Here is a 20,365-nt window from a genome sequence, read left to right on the forward strand (position 1 = left end):
TTATAACATCGTCTCTATGATTGTTTGGTGGTGTAGCACTTTCTTAATCTGGACCTGTTAGTTATTCATGTAAGAACTTATTCATTTGTCTGGTGGTTTTCGACAAGTTGCTGAATAAGCACTGGTGGTTGTTCATTAAAAAATAACCGACTGTTGCTGGGTTTTTGAAATGCTTCAAGTAAACTAGGCAAGAATTCAGTCATGCCACCACTACCGGTAAGCACACCAATCGGCTTACCAATGTCATAGGCAATGGTAAATTCATTGAGTGACCCCCAGCGGCCGCTAATAAAAACTGCAGCATCGCAGCGACTGACAGCAACAACATTGCGATATTTTAAGCAAACCTGGTGCTGATGATGATGAGTAAAATCATCTGGAATAAAAATGAGCTGGTCATAATCACTTACGGAAGTGCCCATCATTGATTCATGTAGTTGTTCGTGCGTAACGGCAGTACACCCTATAGTACTCCCGTTGTATTTTTTTGCGCCTTTTACTGCTGCATAGGGTAATCCCTGACAGGCACCTGTAATAAGTGTTGCACCTGCTTCAGCAATGCATTGGCCAAGCAGCTCAGCCTGCTGCTGTAGTAGTGGAGACGAGCCTATCGCCGAGCCGAAAACACCGATAATCATTTTGCGTTCCCTCGCAGAAGTTGTTTTCACTATGAGTTTTGGGCATTAATAGTGATTGAGTGCCTAGCGACTGTTATGTTTTAGCTCCTCAAACATAGGCAGTGACCAAGGGCGTATTGCTAGCACCATGCATGTACCCCGCCTTTCCTCTAAGGATAGCCGCGTGTCATCATAATGTAGCTCATTAAACTTTCGTCCCAGTTCTCTAAGCTGTTTTTGCAGTATGCCAATAGATTCAGAACTAAGCATACCATTTACACAAAGTAACAGCTCATCTTTTGCCCGGAAGCGGCTCCGAAAAAAGGAGTTAGGTACATGCTGTTGAAAAAACTGTTGAATCGGGCCATCTTCAAGCCAGTGAAAATTACTATCCACTCGTAGCTTAATGCGGTTATTAGGGAGTAGATCAATGATTTTTAAACGGTCAAGTTGTGCAAGTAGCTGAATGAGTTCTGTTTCTGCCAAGTTGTAGTAAGCAAGTATTTCATGAAATTGCCAATGATTTAACACCAAAATAGCAATGAGCAACAATTTGTAGTCAGCAGTGAGTGTTTTTTCTTGCTGTATGGTAAGCGCAGATGGAAACTTTTCCTGCTGGCTCTGTTGTACCAGTTGAGCGATAGATATATTCATCATACCGCAGATGGAGTGTAATCGTTGCAGTGAAAACTGCTCAGTGGCAAACAGTCGTTTTACAGAGGCCTCAGAAATATCTAATTGTGTAGCAACTTGGGCATAGGTAATGCCATGTGCTCGCAACTGTTGTTTAAGCGATTTAATAAGTTGTGTAATTTCTGACATAAGAGATTAAAACTACTAAATAAAGATGTCATGTGCAGTATATCTTAGAGAGTGAAATATGAGAGCACAAACCATTTTTTGTCCGATATCATGTTATTTTAACAGGCCCTAATACGACAGAATACTGTGTTGGTTATTAAGATTCGTTATGGTGGCTTTGGGTATTGGATTTATTTAGTTCTAGCATAATTACAGTAACGTCATCCGGCAAAGGAGATGCCGCGTAGGCATAAAAGGTTTCAATGACTTTGTCCATGGCACGCTGAATGGGTAAATCCAAGGTATTTTTCAGTGTACTCTTAATATGTTTTTCAAGTTGTTTGCGTCCATGGGGAGTGTTGGCAGACTCTAACAAACCATCCGTATAGATGACGAGCCGCTCACCTGGGTAAAGCTGAATATTGACAGGTTCATAGTGCTGGTCAGGAATCAAGCCAGGTAATGGCCCTTCAACTTTAATAGGCTTGCAGCCATGTTCATGACTCACAACAAAAGGTGGGGGATGCGCGGCACTGGCACATAGCAGTGTGTCTTCGTACTCATTAAATGCAATACAGATACAGGTGACTAAGGTGGACTGAAGTACATCATTTGTTTCTGCTGCTTCTGAAAGTGCATTTAATAACTCATCAGGAGAGGGTGCAACATTATGGGTAGCGTGAATAAAACCATGAATAAACCCGGCGTAAGCATGGGAAAAGAATTTGGCTTGTTCGCCATGTCCCATGATATCACCAAGTAATAACAGCTTTTTGTCTGGGCTATTATAGATAAAATCACCACCACCAGAAGAGGCTGACTGAATATAAGTGGCAGTATTAAAACGCCAAAGTTGATTCGGCAATTGAACGCGAAGTGCTTTAGTTATTGCGTTGTCCAGCCGATCGCCAAGAGATGATTGAATTTGTTTGGCCCGATTGAGAACACGATGAATAACCGCGAGAATTTTGTCTTTTTTCACCGGTTTGACAAGAAAGTCATCAATCCCTAAATCAACGGCATCTGCTTCAGTTTGTTCATTACCTGTCAAAAAAATAAACGGCATGTTGCTGGTATTTGGGTTTGCAGCAAAACGTTTTCTTACTTCAAGCCCATTCAAACCAGGCATCATCATGTCTGAAATTACCACATCAACGGGATGACGGCTGATTTCTTTAACAGCAGCAATGGGGTCGGTATAGGTTTGGACTTGAAATTCTTGTTGTAGGTAACGCTCTAAGATAGATACGGTAGTTCGGTCATCATCTATTGCCGCGACTTTAGGTAAATTGACCTCAACAAGCTCACAGCGAATTTGAAAACAGTTACGGTTATCTTTTCGCTGCTCTCGACATTCATAGTGATGTTCTGGAAATAATGTACTTATGAGCGCAAGTCCCATGCCTGATTCATTTAAATGACTTTCATGGGATACGGCAATGGCATCTTTTTTATTGGACATGATGGTGGCAAAATCGAGAAACACGCCGCCATTGTCATAAACGGAAAAGTACCAATGATTATCTGCTTTGAGCAGCTCAATACCTATGGATGTTGCTGGAGGGTCAGCATGTCTAATGATATTTGTAGTGATTTCACTACAAACCAGCAGGATATTGTTTTGCGTTTCAGCGGGCAGTTTAGTCAACGGTAATGTTTTTGCGAGTGTATGCCGAAGCTTACGAATATTTTCTAAGTTTGCTTCTGTGGTTTCTTCTAGGAGGCAAGCACTCATAGCACACCTTTTACTAATTTCTCAGCATAAACAAAGAAACAAGGGGGGTAAGCGCTCAGGTAAGGTGCTTTTTGGTAACAAATGTGCTTAGGTTCGACGTTGAAGCTACTGGCTTTTACTTCAACAGTTAGCACTATCCGTTGCTTAACCATAAAAAAATCCTTTGAATATTTGCAAGTGTCCTTGACTTAGTATAAGCCGAGCCTGCGGGATCTGCTTGGCTGGGTTAAACCTTAGTTTGTAAACGGGGTAATTTTTATCCTAGATACGCTATGCCTGCTTGGGATCAACTCGACTTATTTAATCTTCGCGCAATAACAGATACAGCCATTCATAGCGGTAAGTTATAACATGTTAAACTTGATTAACAGGTGATGATAATGCCTGAATACAGGTATCCAGCGAATCGTAAAATGTGAGTACTTGATTAACTCCGAAGAGATGAAGGAGGTGGAGAGGTTGTTCTTTCACTCCAATCAATGATAGGGTACGGTTCGCTTTTATGAGTCTTTTATACAAATATAACAGTGCCGTGATTCCAGATGAATCTATAAAGTTAACAGCACTCATATCGACCAGTACGTTACTATCAGCCTCTTCAATAACACGCTCAATAAGAGGGTGAGCAGCTTGTACTGTCTTGATGTCAAGGTCAGATTTGAAAGCAATAACATCTTGGTCATTAAACTTGTATGTTATACAGAGAGAAGAAGGAAAATTGCCTTCAATAAACATAAGCTTGCCTCAACCAAGCATTTAATACCTTTGAAACACGTCCTTTTAAGTATTTACCTTTAACAACATAGATCAACCTGATACTTCATCGTTGTTAATTTTTTATTGCAGATCATTCATAAAGAGGAGGCCTATGGGATTTTTAGCAAAAGAAATCAATTTAGTGGCCATAGGTGGTGGTCATGGTCTGGGAAAATTAATGTCAGCACTGGCGTTTTTAGGCACAAGTTTAACAGGAATAGTAGCTACGACAGATGATGGGGGATCAACGGGACGATTACGCGAGGAAAGTGGTTGTATTGCCTGGGGAGATTTACGTAATTGTCTTAATCAATTAGCTGCGGATCAGCCTAACTTGGCCCGAACACTGTTTGAATATCGCTTTGAGTGTGATGGTACATTACAAGGACATAATCTTGGTAACCTCATTTTACTTGCATTAGACCAGTTAAGTGTGCGTCCTATGGACGTCATACACTTAATAAGGGACTTTTTACAGGTTGATGCTCAGTTAATTCCCATGTCTGAAAGGCCCACGCATCTCATTGCTGAAATAGATAGACGTTATGTGAGGGGTGAAACAAAAATTGATGCCGCAGACCACCTGCCGAGCTTTTTAGCTTTAGAGCCAAGTGTTCAGGCTACCCATGAAGCTGTTTTGGCAATAAAACAAGCCAACTATATTATTCTAGGACCAGGCAGCTTTATGACTAGTATTATGCCGCCTTTATTATTGTCAGATATCGTAATGGCTATCCTGCAGCAGGCAGTGCCAATTATTTTTGTGGCTAATATGCAACCTGAAAAGAGCAGTTGTGGAAAATTAAGTTTAACAGAACAGCTTGATTGGTTAGCCCAGTTAACGAAAATTAAAGTAGATCGGGTGATCTGGCCGGCAGAGAGAACGCCTATTCCCCGTGCTTACCCCAAGCTTCATGTTGCTCGGTTAGGAGATGCCAAGCAGCCATACTATCATGATAAAACAAGTCTACAGCAAGCGATAATGTCTGTTATACAACAGTATTAGTCATTATTAACAATGATGGATTCATGGCATGTTAGGTGGGTGCTAAACAGGCTCCAGGTGGTAAATTGAGTAATCAATAAAAATCGGTCAGATTATATTACAAAAAAAAATGATTTATCGTTAAATAAAAAACTAACCCTATGAATTAATAGCAATAAACGAAGTGCGCATATTTTTTGCCTTTATAGCTTGGGTTTTATTGAAGCTGCAGCAATGAGGGCAATATGATGGCTAACAGCCAAATTAAAAAAACGTTATTAGGTATTTCTTTTTCTTTCTTGAGCATACAAGCACTTGCTGTTCCTATTCAATGGACTGATTGGACAACGGGAGAGACAACCGCAGATGGTTTTGTGGGAATGGGGGTGATTACGACAGATACAGCCACAATTGACGTCACTTATATGAACCCTCGGGGTATTTCTTTTTACCAGCCAAGTGGTGGCGTGGATTTTTGGACACCTCGTGACCCTGCGACTTCACCTTATACAAGTGATGTCGTGGATAATATTCCAACAGGAACTGACATCATTGCATTACGATTTGCAGGCATGCAAACGCTTTCATTTTCAGAAACGATAGCTAACCCTGTTTTTTCGTACGTGAGTTTAAATGGTAATGGCTATGCATTTGATCAGGATTTCGAAATATTGAGCTTTGGCCATCCTTCTGATGGCAATGCTTGTGGTTTTTGGGGATGTGGTACGTCATTTAAAAGTGTTGTAGACCTTGGTGATGGCGTCTTTGAGTATCAGTTGCTTGGCACAGGTGAACCCCACGGCACGATTAGGTTTACAGGAGCCTTTGATACAGTAAGCTGGCGTAGTCTCAGTAATGAAAACTGGAATGGGTTTACTGTTGGGGTGGAGGGCACCGCAGATGAAATCTTTCCCGATCCTGACCCTGAGCCAGATCCCACACCTGTAGCGGAACCTGGCACTTTGTCAGTCGTTGCTTTGTCACTGCTCGCCTTAGCTGGCTTCCGGCGTCGAGTTAATCGTTAGGCTTAAGCTTGCTTAACATCAACAGCATGTACCATTCCATTTTATAGGCCTGTTAACGTTGTAGTGCAGGCCTGGATCCCCTGACTAACTCGATTACAATCCAGACAGGTTACCTAGCAGCTGTCAATACATTGGCTATGCTTAGAGTAGACAAACTGTCATGGATTGGTCACATGCGAGAAAATAAGCGACATAGCCCCCGTGTTGAGCGAATTGAGCGGGCGCTGATTCAGCTATCATCTGGTTGTGCCAGGCTGGGTGAGTCAGGTGTCACTGTATCTGCACAAATTAGAGATGTCTCAGTTACAGGTTTTAAAGCACATTTGCCTACCCTCATTCAAGAAGGGGCCATTGTGGATGTGTGCATTTCAGTTGCTGATCATATGCACCGATACTTATTGATCGCTCAAGTGATGTGGGTTAAACCTGATGAAGAAAATGCAGAACATTGTTTTGCAGGGTTTCGCTTATTGCCTTCTGAAGAGTCTGATTTAATGGCATGGATGCGTGCGTTTAGAGGAATTAGTCATCCTGGTAAGCACAGTGTTGAGCGGAAGCGCAAAACGTTGTTTGGTCATTAGATAATGCTTACGATGCTTCTAGCACCTGCCTCATAAACCCATTCAAGTTTGCAAAGCTACTGTTTGTATACCCCACTTGTCTTGCTGGAAAATTTGCTAAGATTAGTTTTGAATATTTATTAACATATATTACAGGAGGAGAATGCTTGCGAGTGAATGGGCACTAACAGATTAAAATAGTACTAATCTATCCCTTCACAAATCAACTTTAGAGGTGCCTTTAAGGAATAGTTTGAAAAGGAGAATATGGTTAATGGAGATGTTTAGCTACTTTAAATGGAGCTTGCTTTTATTTAGTCTACATATTTCTGCAGTTTCTTTTTCGCAAACTATTCATGTTGTTCAAGCTAATGGAAAACCTGTAATTAATGGTGTTGGTGATGAATGGGGAAATATTCCATCTTATAGAATACCGTTGAAACAAAGTGATCCTCAAGGTAAGACGAACGTTGCAGAGGTTATTATAAAGGCTGCAACGTTTGAAGATAGTGTTTACATATACAGCGAATGGAAGGACTCTACATTAAGCTTAAGTCACAAGCCGTTTATCTGGTCTGATCAAAAAGGACGTTACGAAACAGGTCCCCAACGAGAAGATCGTATTGCCATACAGTTTGCTATGTCTGGGAAATACAATACAAACTGGCTTTCTGGTGATGAGTTTGTGGCCGATATGTGGCACTGGAAAGCGTTTAGAAGCAATCCATTGGGACTTGCTCATGATAAAATGACAATTATCAGTAAGTCAAAAATGAGTGGTTCTCTAAAAGTAAATACAGCGGGGGGGGCTATTTATATCAAGCGTCTCTCTGATAAAGGTGATGACCTTTATACAACCACGCGATATGGTGCAAAAATCGATAACATTATGCCTAAATATAAATTTGCGGAGTCTCCTCAAGGCTCATCAACAGATATTAAGGCAAAAGGGATATGGCAGAATGGCGTTTGGCGTGTTGAAATGTCTAGGCTGTTAAATACTGGAAACCCAGATGATGTTGTCTTTAGACTTGGGGAACGTGTATTGGGTGGAATAGCTATATTTGATCAGACTAGTGATCAGGATCACGTTATTTCAGAAGTGTTGACCTTTAAGTTTTGTTTGCAAATACCATGCAGTACTTAAGGAAGTTAAAAAGAAAAATCCATACTAATAGTCGGTATGTGATTTATATTAATGTGGTTGGGCTTGGTTTATTGTTGTTATTTTTTGGTTTTATTTTTTACTATAACCTGGAAGGTGTTGGGCAGAAAATAGTTGAAAATAATAAATACTCAACGCTTCAACTAAAAAGAGTTGATCAGAAACTGGGAAACCTTTTAGTGATTGAGAATATACTGAGTAATCAGCTCCTTTTACTGAAAGATTTTACAGCTTCATTTTATCAGATGGTTAATGACCCTGATAGTGAGCGTAATACTGATCAATACTTATCTGTCAGTGAGCAGGTCTTAGCGCTACAGGGTCAACTTGAGGAGTTATGGCCACCTGAGTTGCCGAATAAAATTGTGAGAGATCTAGGAGAAGATGTTTTAATTATTAGCGGAATTATTGAAGATGCACAAGTTGCTTCGGCTGGTGAGCTGCTTTATTTGTATAAAGAAACTAACAGTATATTAAAAGAAATTAATCGTGAGTTTAAAGAAATATATGAACAAACTAGCCTGGAGGCGACTAAGGAGAGAGAGCTTTCTATACAGTCAATTAATAAAATAATAGCTGCAAGTGATGAGGCTGAAATTGTTGTAAAAGCAATAAATTATAAAATTTTAGTTTTCTTTGTGGTGCTTTTTTTATTAATAATGATTTATTATTACATTACCAGTAGCCGGTTGAATAATGCTGCTGTTAGAGCTATTGCTTTACAAGAAAAAGCCCTGAGTGCGTCTAGAATAAAAACTCAATTTATAGCAAGTATGAGCCACGAGTTACGAACTCCATTAAACGCAACGATTGGCTTTGCTGAAATACTTAATACAGAACCGTTAACGTCAAGTCAGCAGGATTATGTTGGCAGAATATTGATATCATCGAAGTCTCTACTTACGATCATAAACGACATCCTTGACTTGACGAAAATTGAATCAGGAAAGTTGGAATTGTCACCAACAGTATTTAGTATTCAGGAACTCTTGGAGGAGCAGCTAATTTTATTCAGTAAAGCCGTAGGGGAAAAGGGTGTTGAGTTATGTGTCAGTATAGGTAATGGTATTCCTGAGAAGTTAAAAGGTGATGCTGATAAGTTAAGTCAGGTGTTAACTAATATTATAGGGAATGCAGTCAAATTTACCCATCAGGGAGAAATTGAAATAGGCGTTAATATTCTTGCCCAGGATGGAGCTAAAATAATATTGAATTGTTATGTAAGAGATACAGGTATTGGTATTCCTAAAGATAAACAAAGTTTATTATTTACCGCATTCAGCCAAGTAGACTCAAGTATTACACGAAATTATGGTGGTACAGGTTTAGGGTTGGCAATTTCTCAGCGAATTGTGCAACTTATGGGTGGTGTTATTAAAGTAGTAAGTCAACCCGGTTTTGGTAGTACATTTAGCTTTTCGATTAACTTGGATATGGTTGAAAGTGATGAAAAAAATACTTTTCAAACAGTGCCATTGATAGATAAGAGGAAATCAACTTCTATAGTGCTGGGCTATAAAAACACCATAGTGCTAAAAATATTGGGTGAACAATTAGAGCGCTTGGGCTGCAAAGTAACATTAGTATCAAGTTTGCTCGCCGTTAAAGAGAGTTTATTAAACTATTCGGCTGATATTTTGTTGCTAGACACAGAGTTATTTGATGAGTGTACAGCTGATACTGTTAATGCTTTTCAATTAGAAGTAAACAAAAAAATAGTAATAGTACTTATTAGTCCTTTGTTAAGGGGAAATATTGATTTTTTAAAAAATAAGTTGGGTGTTGATTCTATTATTACTAAACCCGTAAGACCTTCTGATTTACTAAAAATAAGTGGAAGGTGTTCCATCGTGCCAGGTAATAGTTCACAAAATGATGATTTTAATACAGAGAATTCTTTAAGTAAGTATCGTGTGTTGGTAACAGATGATGTAGAAATGAACCGTATCTTAGCGGGGAAAATTCTTTCAAAGCTGGGAGCAACGGTTGACTTTGCGGAGAATGGGCTGGCTGCAATAGATGCAGCAAAAAAACAGTTTTATGATGTTATTTTTATGGATTTAAATATGCCTGTTATGGATGGGTTGACTGCAACCAAGCAAATCCGTGCAGAGTCGATGTGTAAAGGTAGCGTGATTATTGCGCTTACTGCCTGTGCTTTAGTGGAAAGTAGAGATTTCTGTATTAATAGTGGTATGAACGATATATTAATAAAGCCATTTACACTTAAAAGCTTTCATTTAATGCTAACCAAGTGGTTAGCATTAAATGAAAGCTCTTTAGTCGATAATAAATTTAAAGAAGGTGAAAGTGTGTTGGTTTCTAATGCGCGTTCAACTGAAGTAAATGGTGAGTTGTTATAAATTCGATTTCTCTTTTCTAGATCAAAGAGTATTCGTGTTATAAATCCACTTTTATAAACCCAATTTTGATATTGAATACACATTGTAGATATTCCGATGCTCGTGCTGGCAAGTTAAAGGCTAGGTGAATCATGTTGAATTGTGGTTAGTTCCGTTATATAGGTTGCTAGGCCTACGATATAAAAAAGCCATGATATAAAAATAATGGCGTTACGCATGGACGACAACTTACAATGTAATCAAGCTTAACAATACTGCTTTTTTTCTAAGTTCTGACATGCTTGAGTGGACAATCAAAGCATGGGTGCTTGTATGATATACAATAAAAAGCTACTTAAGCACAAAGTGTATAATATTGTGTGTGACACTTGTTGTGTTTTAAAAAAACGAGCTACGTCTTTCGTGGGGTATATAAAAGGGAGAAGTTTATGAAAGTTGCTTTTATTGGTCTAGGGGTAATGGGATACCCTATGGCTGGTCATTTACAAAAAGCGGGTCATCAGGTGTGTGTGTATAATCGCACGGCAGACAAGGCTATAGCGTGGTGTGATCGCTATGGTGGGAAAAGTGTAAATACACCCGCTCTTGCAGCCAGTCATGCTGAAGTGGTGTTTGTTTGCGTTGGTAATGATGATGATTTACGTAGTGTGGTTTTAGGGCAAGAAGGTATTTTAGCTGGAATGCCTGCTAATTCGGTGTTGGTTGATCATACTACAGTTTCGGCACATGTCTCTGAGGAAGTTGCTGAAATTGCTGCTAAACAACAGGTGCATTTCTTAGACGCTCCGGTCTCAGGGGGACAACAAGGTGCGGAGCGTGGTGCATTAACCGTCATGGTTGGGGGAGAAGCTGATATCTTTAACCGTATTGAGTCAGTTATTTATTGTTATGCCCGTGCAGTTCGACATATGGGGCCGGTAGGTGCTGGTCAAAAAACCAAAATGGTGAATCAAATTTGTATTGCGGGTTTAGTTCAAGGGTTGGCGGAGGGGCTACACTTTGCTAAAGCCAGTGGTTTAGATCCTGAGGCTGTCGTTGATGTAATTAGCAAAGGTGCGGCTCAATCATGGCAAATGGATAACCGGCATAAGTCGATGCTTGCGGGTGACTACAATCATGGTTTTGCTGTGGACTGGATGCGCAAGGATTTATCGATTGTATTAGATGAAGCACGGCAAAATGGTGCCCACTTACCTGTTACTGCTTTAGTTGATCAATTTTATGCGGCTGTTCAGCAAATCGGTGGAAGTCGTTGGGATACGTCTAGCTTGCTTGCGTTATTAGAAATCAGTGCTCAGGTTAAGAAAGACTAGCTGCGATTGTTTAAAAGCCTTTATCGATACAAAATTAAACAACTATCTTGGGTGAAACATTCACCCAAATCATTATATAATCCGCGCTTTTGTGCGCGAAAATGTGTTGTTCTGTGGCATCGCGTTGGCAGTCCCCGCTGATAGGTTCTTGAACAGACCCTTTTCAGGCCTTTTGGCTGACAGCCGGGGGGCAACAGAATGACACGCTGTCTGAAACGGTTTCACCAATGTTAAGTGATTCGTGAAGACTTAAACAGGTTGCAAATTAGCCCTGATGGAATGCATCTATGAAGAGTTCAGAAATACGTACAGCTTTTTTAAATTTCTTTAAGCGCCATGGTCATGAAATTGTGCCTAGCAGCTCATTAATACCTGCGGATGACCCAACACTATTGTTTACCAATGCAGGTATGAATCAGTTTAAAGATGTATTCCTGGGCAGAGAAAAAAGAACCTACACGCGAGCAACCTCATCACAGCGCTGTGTTCGAGCCGGAGGTAAACATAATGACCTGGAAAATGTGGGGTATACCGCTCGGCACCACACTTTTTTTGAAATGCTGGGTAACTTTAGCTTTGGCGATTACTTTAAGCGAGATGCTATTAAATTTGCTTGGACATTTTTGACTGAGGAGCTGAAGCTCCCTGCAGAAAAGCTATGGGTAACGGTTTATAAGGATGATAAAGAAGCAGAAGACATTTGGTTTAATGAGGTGGGAATTGATCAAACCCGTTTTTCGCGTTTAGGTGAAAAAGACAATTTCTGGTCGATGGGCGATACGGGACCCTGTGGTCCTTGCACAGAGATTTTTTATGATCATGGACCTGATGTCGCTGGAGATCCTCCAGGTGGACCGAATGATGATGGCGATCGTTATATCGAAATTTGGAATTTGGTATTCATGCAGTTTAATCGCCAAGCCAGTGGTGAGCTAGAGCCTCTGCCTAAACCTTCAGTTGATACGGGGATGGGATTAGAGCGGATTGCTGCGGTTTTGCAAAATGTTCACAACAACTATGATATTGATTTGTTTCAGCACATACTGCAGAAGGCGTCTGATATTTTGGGCGGTGTTGCACTAAATAATACTTCATTACGTGTTATTGCTGACCATATTCGATCCTGTTCGTTTATTATTGCGGATGGTGTTATTCCTTCAAATGAAGGGCGTGGATACACCTTACGCCGTATTATCCGTCGTGCGATTCGACATGGTAATAAGTTGGGTGCAACAGAGCCTTTCTTTTATAAATTAGTAGCAGCGCTTGTTGAGGTAATGGGCGAAGCTTACCCTGAATTAGTAACAGCCCAAGCAGGTATTGAGCGTACTTTATTAAGAGAAGAAGAACAGTTTGCTCGTACCTTAGATAAAGGTATGCGTGTACTGGAAGAGGCTATTGCTAACCTGTCGGGTAATGAAGTTTCTGGTCACACTATTTTTACCCTTTATGATACCTATGGTTTTCCGGTTGATTTAACCAATGATATTGCTCGTGAACGGAACCTGACATTGGATCTTACAGGTTATGAGCAGGAAATGGAAAAACAGCGGGAAATAGCAAGGAGAAGTGGTAAGTTTACCGTTGACTATAATAACGTTCTGGATATTAAAGGTGCTACTGCGTTTACTGGCTATGAGCGTGTTACTGACCAGGCTGAAATTACAGGTTTATTTATCAATGGCGAGCCTGTAGAAGAGATTAAAATCGGTGAGCAGGGTGTTATTGTCTTAGAAGAAACACCATTTTATGCAGAGTCTGGTGGTCAGGTAGGTGATACTGGGCTTTTGCAGTGGCAAAATGGCAAGTTTCAGGTTAACGATACGCAAAAACAAGGCGAAAACCACATTCATTTAGGCCAGGTTTTGGAAGGTTCATTTACAGTAGGTCAAAAAGTAAATGCCTTGGTGGACCGAGATAAGCGACTTTCAACAGCACAAAATCACTCTGCCACGCACTTATTACATGCAGCACTCCGTAAAGTGCTCGGTGAACATGTTACTCAAAAAGGCTCATTGGTGGATCATGAGCGTTTACGGTTTGATTTCTCTCATACTGAAGCGGTAACTGCAAAACAGTTAGCTGAAATACAACGTTTGGTTAATGAGCAAATCAAAGCCAACACCCCAGTTCAAACAACAGTGACCGATATCGACAGTGCTAAAAAAATGGGTGCAATGGCGTTATTTGGTGAAAAGTATGGCGAACAGGTTCGTGTACTTGCCATGGGGCAGTCGCATTTTTCCGTGGAGCTATGTGGTGGTACCCACGTTAAGCAAACAGGTGACATCGGTGCCCTTATTATTGTGCAGGAAACAGGTATTGCTGCAGGTGTTCGTCGTATTGAAGCTATTTCTGGTTTACAGGCACTAAACTGGATTGAACAGAGTGAACAGCTGATTGGGCAAGCTTCAAACCTATTGAAAGCTTCGCGCGAAACATTGTTGGATAAGCTAGGTGCAGTTTTAGAACGTAACCGGTCACTGGAAAAGCAGGTTGAACAGTTGCAACAAAAGCTAGCTTCTGCTGCGGGTAGCGATTTATTGAGTCAGGTTAAAACGGTGGCTGGTGTAAAACTGTTAGCCGCTGAAGTCCCTGGAATTGATGCTAAAGCGATGCGTGACACCATTGATCAGCTGAAAAATAAAATGGGGTCAGGCGTCGTGGTCTTGGGCACTAAGATCAGTGAAGAAAAAGTGGCTTTAGCCGCAGGTGTAACCAAGGACCTTACTAATCAGGTTAAAGCTGGGGATATTTTGCGCTATGTAGCAGGTTTGGTCGGTGGTAAAGCGGGTGGTCGTCCTGACTTTGCACAAGGTGGGGGAACTGAGCCAGCTAAGCTCGCAACTGCCGTTGCATCGGTAACTACTTGGCTTGAAGAGAATGCGTAATCCATAACTTTATGGGATTACTTAGATGAGTTAGTAAAAATACTGACTCATCAGTTTGCAAGCGCAGGCAAATAATGTTTAATTATTGCTCTTTTTTGTAACGCAGCCTCGTTAGTTCATCTTAAGCGCTAACGAACCACATAGTGATGGCCTACAAATAGATAGTCTGTAGGTTGAATGTGGAGTAGCTGTATCATGGCATCAGTGGCAGCAAGTGGAATATGGCACTAATAGTACAGAAGTTTGGTGGAACTTCAGTTGGCTCCTTGGAGCGAATCCAAGCAGTTGCTGACAAAGTTAAGAAGTTCAGGGATAAGGGCGATGATGTGGTCGTAGTGGTTTCAGCCATGAGTGGTGAAACTAACCGGCTTATTGATATGGCCAAGCAAATGCAAGTTAAACCTACCGCACGAGAGCTGGATGTATTGCTCTCAACGGGAGAGATGGTCACCATTTCGTTACTTGCTATGGCGCTTAATGAGTGTGGTTGTCCTGCTCGCTCTTATACGGGTGGGCAAGTGGCGATTAAGACGAATAATGCTCATAACAAAGCACGCATCGAGCATATAGATGTAGAGAAAGTTCAAGCAGACCTCAATGCTGGACGGGTTGTTGTGGTTGCTGGTTTTCAGGGTATTGATCCTCATGGGGCTATTACCACGCTTGGTCGAGGTGGTTCGGATACTACAGCCGTTGCGTTGGCTGCAGCACTTAAAGCAGATGAATGCCAAATTTATACTGATGTTGATGGCGTTTACACTACTGATCCCCGTGTTGTGGATAATGCTCGGCGCCTCCCCAAAATCACTTTTGAAGAAATGCTGGAAATGGCCAGCCTAGGCTCAAAGGTGCTACAGATAAGGTCTGTAGAGTTTGCTGGGAAATATAATGTTCCCCTCCGAGTACTGCACAGTTTTCAAGAAGGTCCTGGCACACTAATCACTTACGAGGAAAACGACTCAATGGAGCAACCATTAATTTCCGGCATTGCTTTTAATCGAGATGAAGCGAAATTAACAGTAAAAGGTGTTTCTGATACACCAGGTGTTGCGTATCAAATTCTGGGGCCCATTTCTGCCGCTAATATTGAAGTGGACATGATTATCCAGAATGTCTCTGATGATAAGACAACAGATTTTACCTTTACTGTTCATCGTAATGATTATCAGCAAGCATTGGATATTTTGGAAAAAACGGCTGCTGAGTTAAATGCCCGAGAAGTTGAAGGTGACAATAAAATTGCCAAAGTGTCCATTGTTGGGGTTGGAATGCGTTCTCATGCTGGGGTTGCCTCCACGATGTTTGAAGCTCTGGCAAAAGAGGGCATTAATATACAAGTGATTTCAACCTCGGAAATAAAGGTCTCAGTAGTGATTGCAGAAAAGTACCTTGAGCTAGCGGTACGAGCTTTGCATTCAACTTTTGAACTAGATCAAGTGCCTGGTGATGAGGAATGAAGGCCGTAAGTGTTTAGTGAAAATACGCATAGAATCAGCTTATCCAGTAGTTACACTATTACGATAACCAAAAGTATCTATTTTTAAGCTTTTTATGCGTTGTGGTTAGCGGTTTAACTGCAAATTTGCTTAACTTTTTGATAATGGGTTGTTAGGCGTTTTTTAGGGATCACGGACAACACTATCAGGTATGCATTGGTTTTTGATTATTAGGCATACCTTGAATTGATGGATTTGTTGCTGGATCTCTCTTTTTAAGGAGATAGTAATGCTGATTTTAACTCGCCGAGTAGGTGAAACTTTAATGGTTGGTGATGACGTTACAGTGACAGTGCTGGGCGTTAAAGGTAACCAGGTGCGGATTGGTGTAAATGCACCTAAAGAAGTTGCGGTTCACCGTGAAGAGATCTATCAACGGATTCAAAAGGAAAAAGAAGAAAAATTAAACAGCGTAAATACTTAAGTACTTTTTTTAAAAAAGTACTTGGAATTTCGCGCGAATCTGTTACTATTTCGCGCGTCTTCCGGAGAGATGGCCGAGTGGCTGAAGGCGCTCCCCTGCTAAGGGAGTATACGTTAATCGCGTATCGAGGGTTCGAATCCCTCTCTCTCCGCCAGATTCGGTTGAAGTAATTATTATAGTGCCGGGTTGTTCTATTTAAATAGACAATCTAATACCAGCCAATTAGGTGAATTTAGTTTAGGTATTTTATTTAAAGCCTAAGCAAAAATAGATTGACCTAAACGATGTAAGTCACTATATTACGCAACCCGAAAGCAGACGGGCGTCCGTAGCTCAGCTGGATAGAGTACCTGGCTACGAACCAGGCGGTCGGAGGTTCGAATCCTCCCGGACGCGCCATATATTAAAAACCTGCATATAAAAGCAGGTTTTTTTATTAATGCTTTTGATGATTGTGGGCCTTATTTTTGATTTAGCATCATTAAGTAAGTTAACTAGCTGAAAGTAAACAACTTTTAGTTGACTCAAAGGTCCAAAGTCATTATAGTTTACGAAATCAAATACGCGTCCGTAGCTCAGCTGGATAGAGTACCTGGCTACGAACCAGGCGGTCGGAGGTTCGAATCCTCCCGGACGCGCCATATCAAAAAGCCACCCACTAGGGTGGCTTTTTTTATGTGTTGTATTTTTTTACGACACACGTTCCTATTTGCTCGTTCTTTCGAGTAATACCTAAATTTTCTTCATGCTCTTTCTGATACAAAAAAGTAAACAATTAGCACTGCTCTCGTTGTCTAATGTATAAAGTGTGTAAAAACGACAGTTAGTGACCTAACTGATTGAATTAGCGAGAGTTTGTAGTCTTTAACAAAGTGCTGATTAAAAAATGCTCAATCTGTGGTAGATGCTATAACTATGTGTATCTTGGCTGGTTAATCAGGTATTATTCACAAAGTTATCCACAGTTTTTGTGGGTAACCTTATGTTGATCTTTAAGTAACAATTGTCAGTGATTTTAACAATGATAAGTGTTAACGATTGAACAAGCGTGCTTAATGGAAAAACCTTTAAAAATAGTATATTGAAGAAAAATTTTGCACAATACTAAAACAGCTACGCTAAAAAATCATTTATTTAAAATGTCAATCATTATTGTTTTTTTGTCGCAATAAATAATGACTTTCAACAGATTTATTCACAGGCTTCATATCGCTCTGTCAAGCTGTGAATAGAAAATTGATTCAAACATTTGTTTTATGGTAGGGAAAGGCAATACTTATTAGTTTTACAGGTATTGCTTAATAAAAAACTGAAGTCTGGCGCTAGCAACATGAGAGGATGCTAGCGACCGATAAGGTAGGAATAGCAGTTAAATCAACGGCGAATTAATGTATGTCCTGTTGGTACATACTTAAGAGACAGCAAGATCATTTTCGTGGGTTTTTGGGATCAATTGTATCCAGCTTTCAGGTTTAACCACTAATGCTTGCTGACGTTTAACGCCGCTATGGGCTTTTACTACATCAATACCATAATGTGCCAAGTCAACGACATAAACAGACGTTAGTAGTGGGGTGAACCCTAGCGCGCGAGCACTATCAAGTAGCTCTCGCGCATTGGCTGCATCAACACTGGCTATTTCATCAATAGTAAACAGTAAGCGTTGCTGTTGAGCCTGGAGGCTTTCACTCATCATATGGCGAATCAGGTACATCAATGTTAAGAGCTTTAAGGTGCTGCGTGTTCCTGTAGAACCTGCATCATCGATTTTGTCATAGCGTTTAATCTCACCTTGTTGATCCTCAACTTCAAATGCTACTGTAAATAAATCACCTAAACTAAGTGACGTATGAATGCGTGTAGCAATGATTTCTGCAGAATTCATTGCGCGTTCTTCATCAATTGCAACAGGGTCAAAATTAAGTAAGTGATTTTGTCCTTCTTCAATTAAGTGGCCTGTTTCAACAATATATTTAATGGCATTAAATACTTCTTCAACCGGCTGAAGTAAAATTCGAAACTGTTTTAAGTTAGATACCGTTCGTTGCGCAATTGATTTATTAAATTGGGTGATTTCCCGCTCTAACCTGAGGTAGTCACTGAGAAAGTCATTAAGCACACTGCTTAACTGTAAAATTGCACTTTTTTTGTACTGGCTTAACATGGTTTCGGTTTCGGGCAGTGCTTCCCAGGCTTCTAAAATATAGTGGCAGGATGCCATTAAATCGGAGCATTGCTCTGCTGCTCGATAGCCTTTATCTCGAATATCCCTATAGATTAGCTCCATTTGGGTGGTTGTTTCTTGTGCTTGACGCCAGTGGCGTTGGTAGGTTTTTATTTTATCAAGCAGCGGCATTGATGAATAATCAACATCAATTTGACCGTTATTTGGCCAGCTGATCGCAGGGGGCTGTAGTTGTCCGTATAACTCTTCAACCTGTTTACGCTCTGCCAGTAATTTGCTGTGAGCTTCAATTGTTTCGCGGTGGTTCGCGGCAAGGTGTTCTTGTTGTAAGCGAAATGTATTGATTTCTTCTGCTGTATTTTTTATAGCCGCTTTAATTTCAGAAAGACTGGACTGCCAGGTATCAAACTCAGGTAAACTGGCTTGATAACGATTAAATGCTTCCAGTTCCCGCTCTTTTTGTTGTACTTGACGATTTGTTTCTTTTAATTCACTGCGAATATCAGACTCATCCAGTAGTGCACTTAAACGTTGATCAAGCTCTTCTAGTTTTATCAGGGCTTCCTGTAACTCAGTTTCGAGTGCTTGTTTATCAATAGTTAACTGCTGATGAGGAGCTGCTAGTTGATTGAAGTCAATCTCAAGACCAAAAGCTTTAAGGACGCCTTGCTCGTTAATATCATGAGTCAGGTCAGTTAGTAAGACTTGAATAGCTTCATCTGAAGTAATTTGAATAGCGGAGTCATCATCATTTATTGGTAAACGAAGCAAATCATCACTAATGAGCTTAACAAGATGTAGCGCTTTTTCTGGAGGAAGTTTTGAGGTGATGTAATTATAAAAGGTTTCATTGGCTGCAAGCGTTTGTTCCAGCTTACGGACTATTTTTTCCTGAGCTTGCATCTGTCGACGTAAGCTGGCTTCAGTCCCTCCTAAAGAGGCAACACCAAGTTGGTTATTGAGCTTTATTTGGCGTGCTTTTAAATTGTCAATTTCAGCGTTTAGCTGCTCGGGGTTATAGAGCTCCAAATTATTAAACTGCTCAGCTTCTCGCTGGTGACGCCGAATATTTTCTTCTAAAATTGCTTCCTGACGTAACAGATTGTCATGCGTTTTACGTGCTTGATCCTCCTGGCCTTTAAAATGATTCGACTGCTTTTGGGCATCAGCCAGTTGCAATTCAAGACGGTTTATGTCTTCGTCAACCATGGATTTCCAACGGGTATATTCGCTGTTTATGGCACCTTCAAGGCCAAATACCACGGCTGTTGCTTTATCTCGCTGAAAGCACTTAGCGCTGAGTGCTTCAATTTGCTCTGATGAAGCTTTTAAAGCATCGTATTCTTTTTTCAGTCGATAATACTCGGCAAATACCTCTTCTTTTTTTTGTTGAAAATTAAGCGAGGTATGATTCATATCGGTCGAGGATAACTTATGGGAAAACACATCCAGAATAGATTGTTTAATCATGGATGCATTAATTTCTGATTGTGTTATCAGGCTGACAAAGAGGCTTTTAAAGACCTGATAGCGGCGACTTCCTCCAACAGGTACTAAGTCTAGTGAAAAACCACATTTGCTCTGCCCACCACTAATTAAGCTTTCAACTTCTTGGGGGTCTAAGGTAGTGACTTTTAACCCAGATTGACTAAGACGTTTTTTGATATCGCTGAAAGTCAGAGCACGTTGCTCAGAAAAAAAGACACTGGTGTCTAACTGGCCAGGATAAATAAAATGTTGATAACGATAACCACTGGCTGGGCCTTTACCGGCAATGCCTAATACATAACTGCCATGAACGGTTGTTATTTCGCTTAAAATAAAGCTGGCTTCATGAGGAAAATAAAACTTTCGGGTAGCTTCTTTGCTGTATTTTTCAAAGCGACTGCCCACCATAGAAGGTAAAAAGAAAAATTGTAGGGCATTAATGGCTGTTGATTTACCACGATTGTTTGAACCAAAAAATGAAACACTTTCATGGAGAGGAATTTCACCGAAAGCATAGGTTCCAGAGTTAATCATAACCAGCTTTTGCATACCATACTGCAT

The 20,365-nt window shown here is 40.6% G+C and carries 14 protein-coding genes and 3 tRNA genes; 12 read left to right on the forward strand and 5 right to left on the reverse strand.

All coding sequences use genetic code 11. The features are described 5' to 3' along the window. Positions 1-77: 77 nt before the first annotated feature. From KHS79_RS16450 to KHS79_RS16465, 4 genes are all read right to left on the reverse strand, one after another. Positions 78-638 (reverse strand): SLOG cluster 4 domain-containing protein, encoded by a 561-nt coding sequence (locus KHS79_RS16450; RefSeq protein WP_212720397.1) that lies wholly within the window; start codon positions 636-638, stop codon positions 78-80. A gap of 63 nt (positions 639-701) precedes the next feature. Then, complete coding sequence (locus KHS79_RS16455) at positions 702-1,439, reverse strand: helix-turn-helix domain-containing protein (RefSeq protein WP_212720398.1); 738 nt, start codon at positions 1,437-1,439, stop codon at positions 702-704. Positions 1,440-1,575: 136 nt separating this feature from the next. Beyond that, positions 1,576-3,153 (reverse strand): SpoIIE family protein phosphatase, encoded by a 1,578-nt coding sequence (locus KHS79_RS16460; protein ID WP_212720399.1) that lies wholly within the window; start codon positions 3,151-3,153, stop codon positions 1,576-1,578. A gap of 354 nt (positions 3,154-3,507) precedes the next feature. Then, the gene (locus KHS79_RS16465) at positions 3,508-3,888 is read right to left on the reverse strand and encodes an STAS domain-containing protein (RefSeq protein WP_094786712.1); all 381 of its coding nucleotides are present in this window, start codon (positions 3,886-3,888) and stop codon (positions 3,508-3,510) included. Positions 3,889-4,021: 133 nt separating this feature from the next. Here KHS79_RS16465 and KHS79_RS16470 point away from each other — a divergent pair, with 133 nt between their 5' ends. The 12 genes from KHS79_RS16470 to KHS79_RS16525 all read left to right on the forward strand — a co-directional run bounded on the left by KHS79_RS16470 (position 4,022) and on the right by KHS79_RS16525 (position 16,772). Next, positions 4,022-4,915 carry a gluconeogenesis factor YvcK family protein gene (locus tag KHS79_RS16470; protein ID WP_094786713.1) on the forward strand — a complete coding sequence of 298 codons (894 nt, stop codon included), beginning with the start codon at positions 4,022-4,024 and terminating at the stop codon, positions 4,913-4,915. 224 nt (positions 4,916-5,139) lie between these two features. Beyond that, a complete protein-coding gene (locus tag KHS79_RS16475) occupies positions 5,140-5,919 on the forward strand; it encodes a PEP-CTERM sorting domain-containing protein (RefSeq protein ID WP_094786714.1) in 780 nt (259 codons plus the stop codon). Between the two features lie 173 nt (positions 5,920-6,092). Next, entirely contained in the window at positions 6,093-6,500 is a 408-nt protein-coding gene (locus tag KHS79_RS16480) for a PilZ domain-containing protein (RefSeq protein ID WP_165773333.1), read from the forward strand. Between the two features lie 253 nt (positions 6,501-6,753). Then, complete coding sequence (locus KHS79_RS16485; protein ID WP_212720400.1) at positions 6,754-7,626, forward strand: ethylbenzene dehydrogenase-related protein; 873 nt, start codon at positions 6,754-6,756, stop codon at positions 7,624-7,626. 383 nt (positions 7,627-8,009) lie between these two features. Further along, positions 8,010-10,007: an ATP-binding protein gene (locus tag KHS79_RS16490; RefSeq protein ID WP_212720401.1), complete on the forward strand. Its 1,998-nt coding sequence runs from the start codon at positions 8,010-8,012 to the stop codon at positions 10,005-10,007. A 428-nt stretch (positions 10,008-10,435) separates the two neighbouring features. Then, positions 10,436-11,320, forward strand: a complete 885-nt coding sequence (locus tag KHS79_RS16495; protein ID WP_212720402.1) for an NAD(P)-dependent oxidoreductase — start codon at positions 10,436-10,438, stop codon at positions 11,318-11,320. A 287-nt stretch (positions 11,321-11,607) separates the two neighbouring features. Further along, positions 11,608-14,211 carry an alanine--tRNA ligase gene (alaS, locus tag KHS79_RS16500; RefSeq protein WP_212720403.1) on the forward strand — a complete coding sequence of 868 codons (2,604 nt, stop codon included), beginning with the start codon at positions 11,608-11,610 and terminating at the stop codon, positions 14,209-14,211. A gap of 221 nt (positions 14,212-14,432) precedes the next feature. Continuing rightward, positions 14,433-15,668, forward strand: a complete 1,236-nt coding sequence (locus KHS79_RS16505; protein WP_027709341.1) for an aspartate kinase — start codon at positions 14,433-14,435, stop codon at positions 15,666-15,668. 268 nt (positions 15,669-15,936) lie between these two features. Next, positions 15,937-16,131 carry a carbon storage regulator CsrA gene (gene csrA / locus KHS79_RS16510; RefSeq protein WP_027709340.1) on the forward strand — a complete coding sequence of 65 codons (195 nt, stop codon included), beginning with the start codon at positions 15,937-15,939 and terminating at the stop codon, positions 16,129-16,131. Between the two features lie 63 nt (positions 16,132-16,194). Next, a tRNA-Ser gene (locus KHS79_RS16515) sits at positions 16,195-16,285 on the forward strand. A gap of 168 nt (positions 16,286-16,453) precedes the next feature. Continuing rightward, positions 16,454-16,530 (forward strand) — tRNA-Arg (locus KHS79_RS16520). Positions 16,531-16,695: 165 nt separating this feature from the next. Next, positions 16,696-16,772 (forward strand) — tRNA-Arg (locus tag KHS79_RS16525). 770 nt (positions 16,773-17,542) lie between these two features. Here KHS79_RS16525 and KHS79_RS16530 read toward each other — a convergent pair. Then, positions 17,543-20,365: a P-loop NTPase fold protein gene (locus KHS79_RS16530; RefSeq protein ID WP_212720405.1), complete on the reverse strand. Its 2,823-nt coding sequence runs from the start codon at positions 20,363-20,365 to the stop codon at positions 17,543-17,545.

Origin of the sequence: Zooshikella ganghwensis (genome assembly GCF_018263875.1) — a bacterium.
GTDB classification, from domain to species: Bacteria; Pseudomonadota; Gammaproteobacteria; order Pseudomonadales; family Zooshikellaceae; genus Zooshikella; species Zooshikella ganghwensis.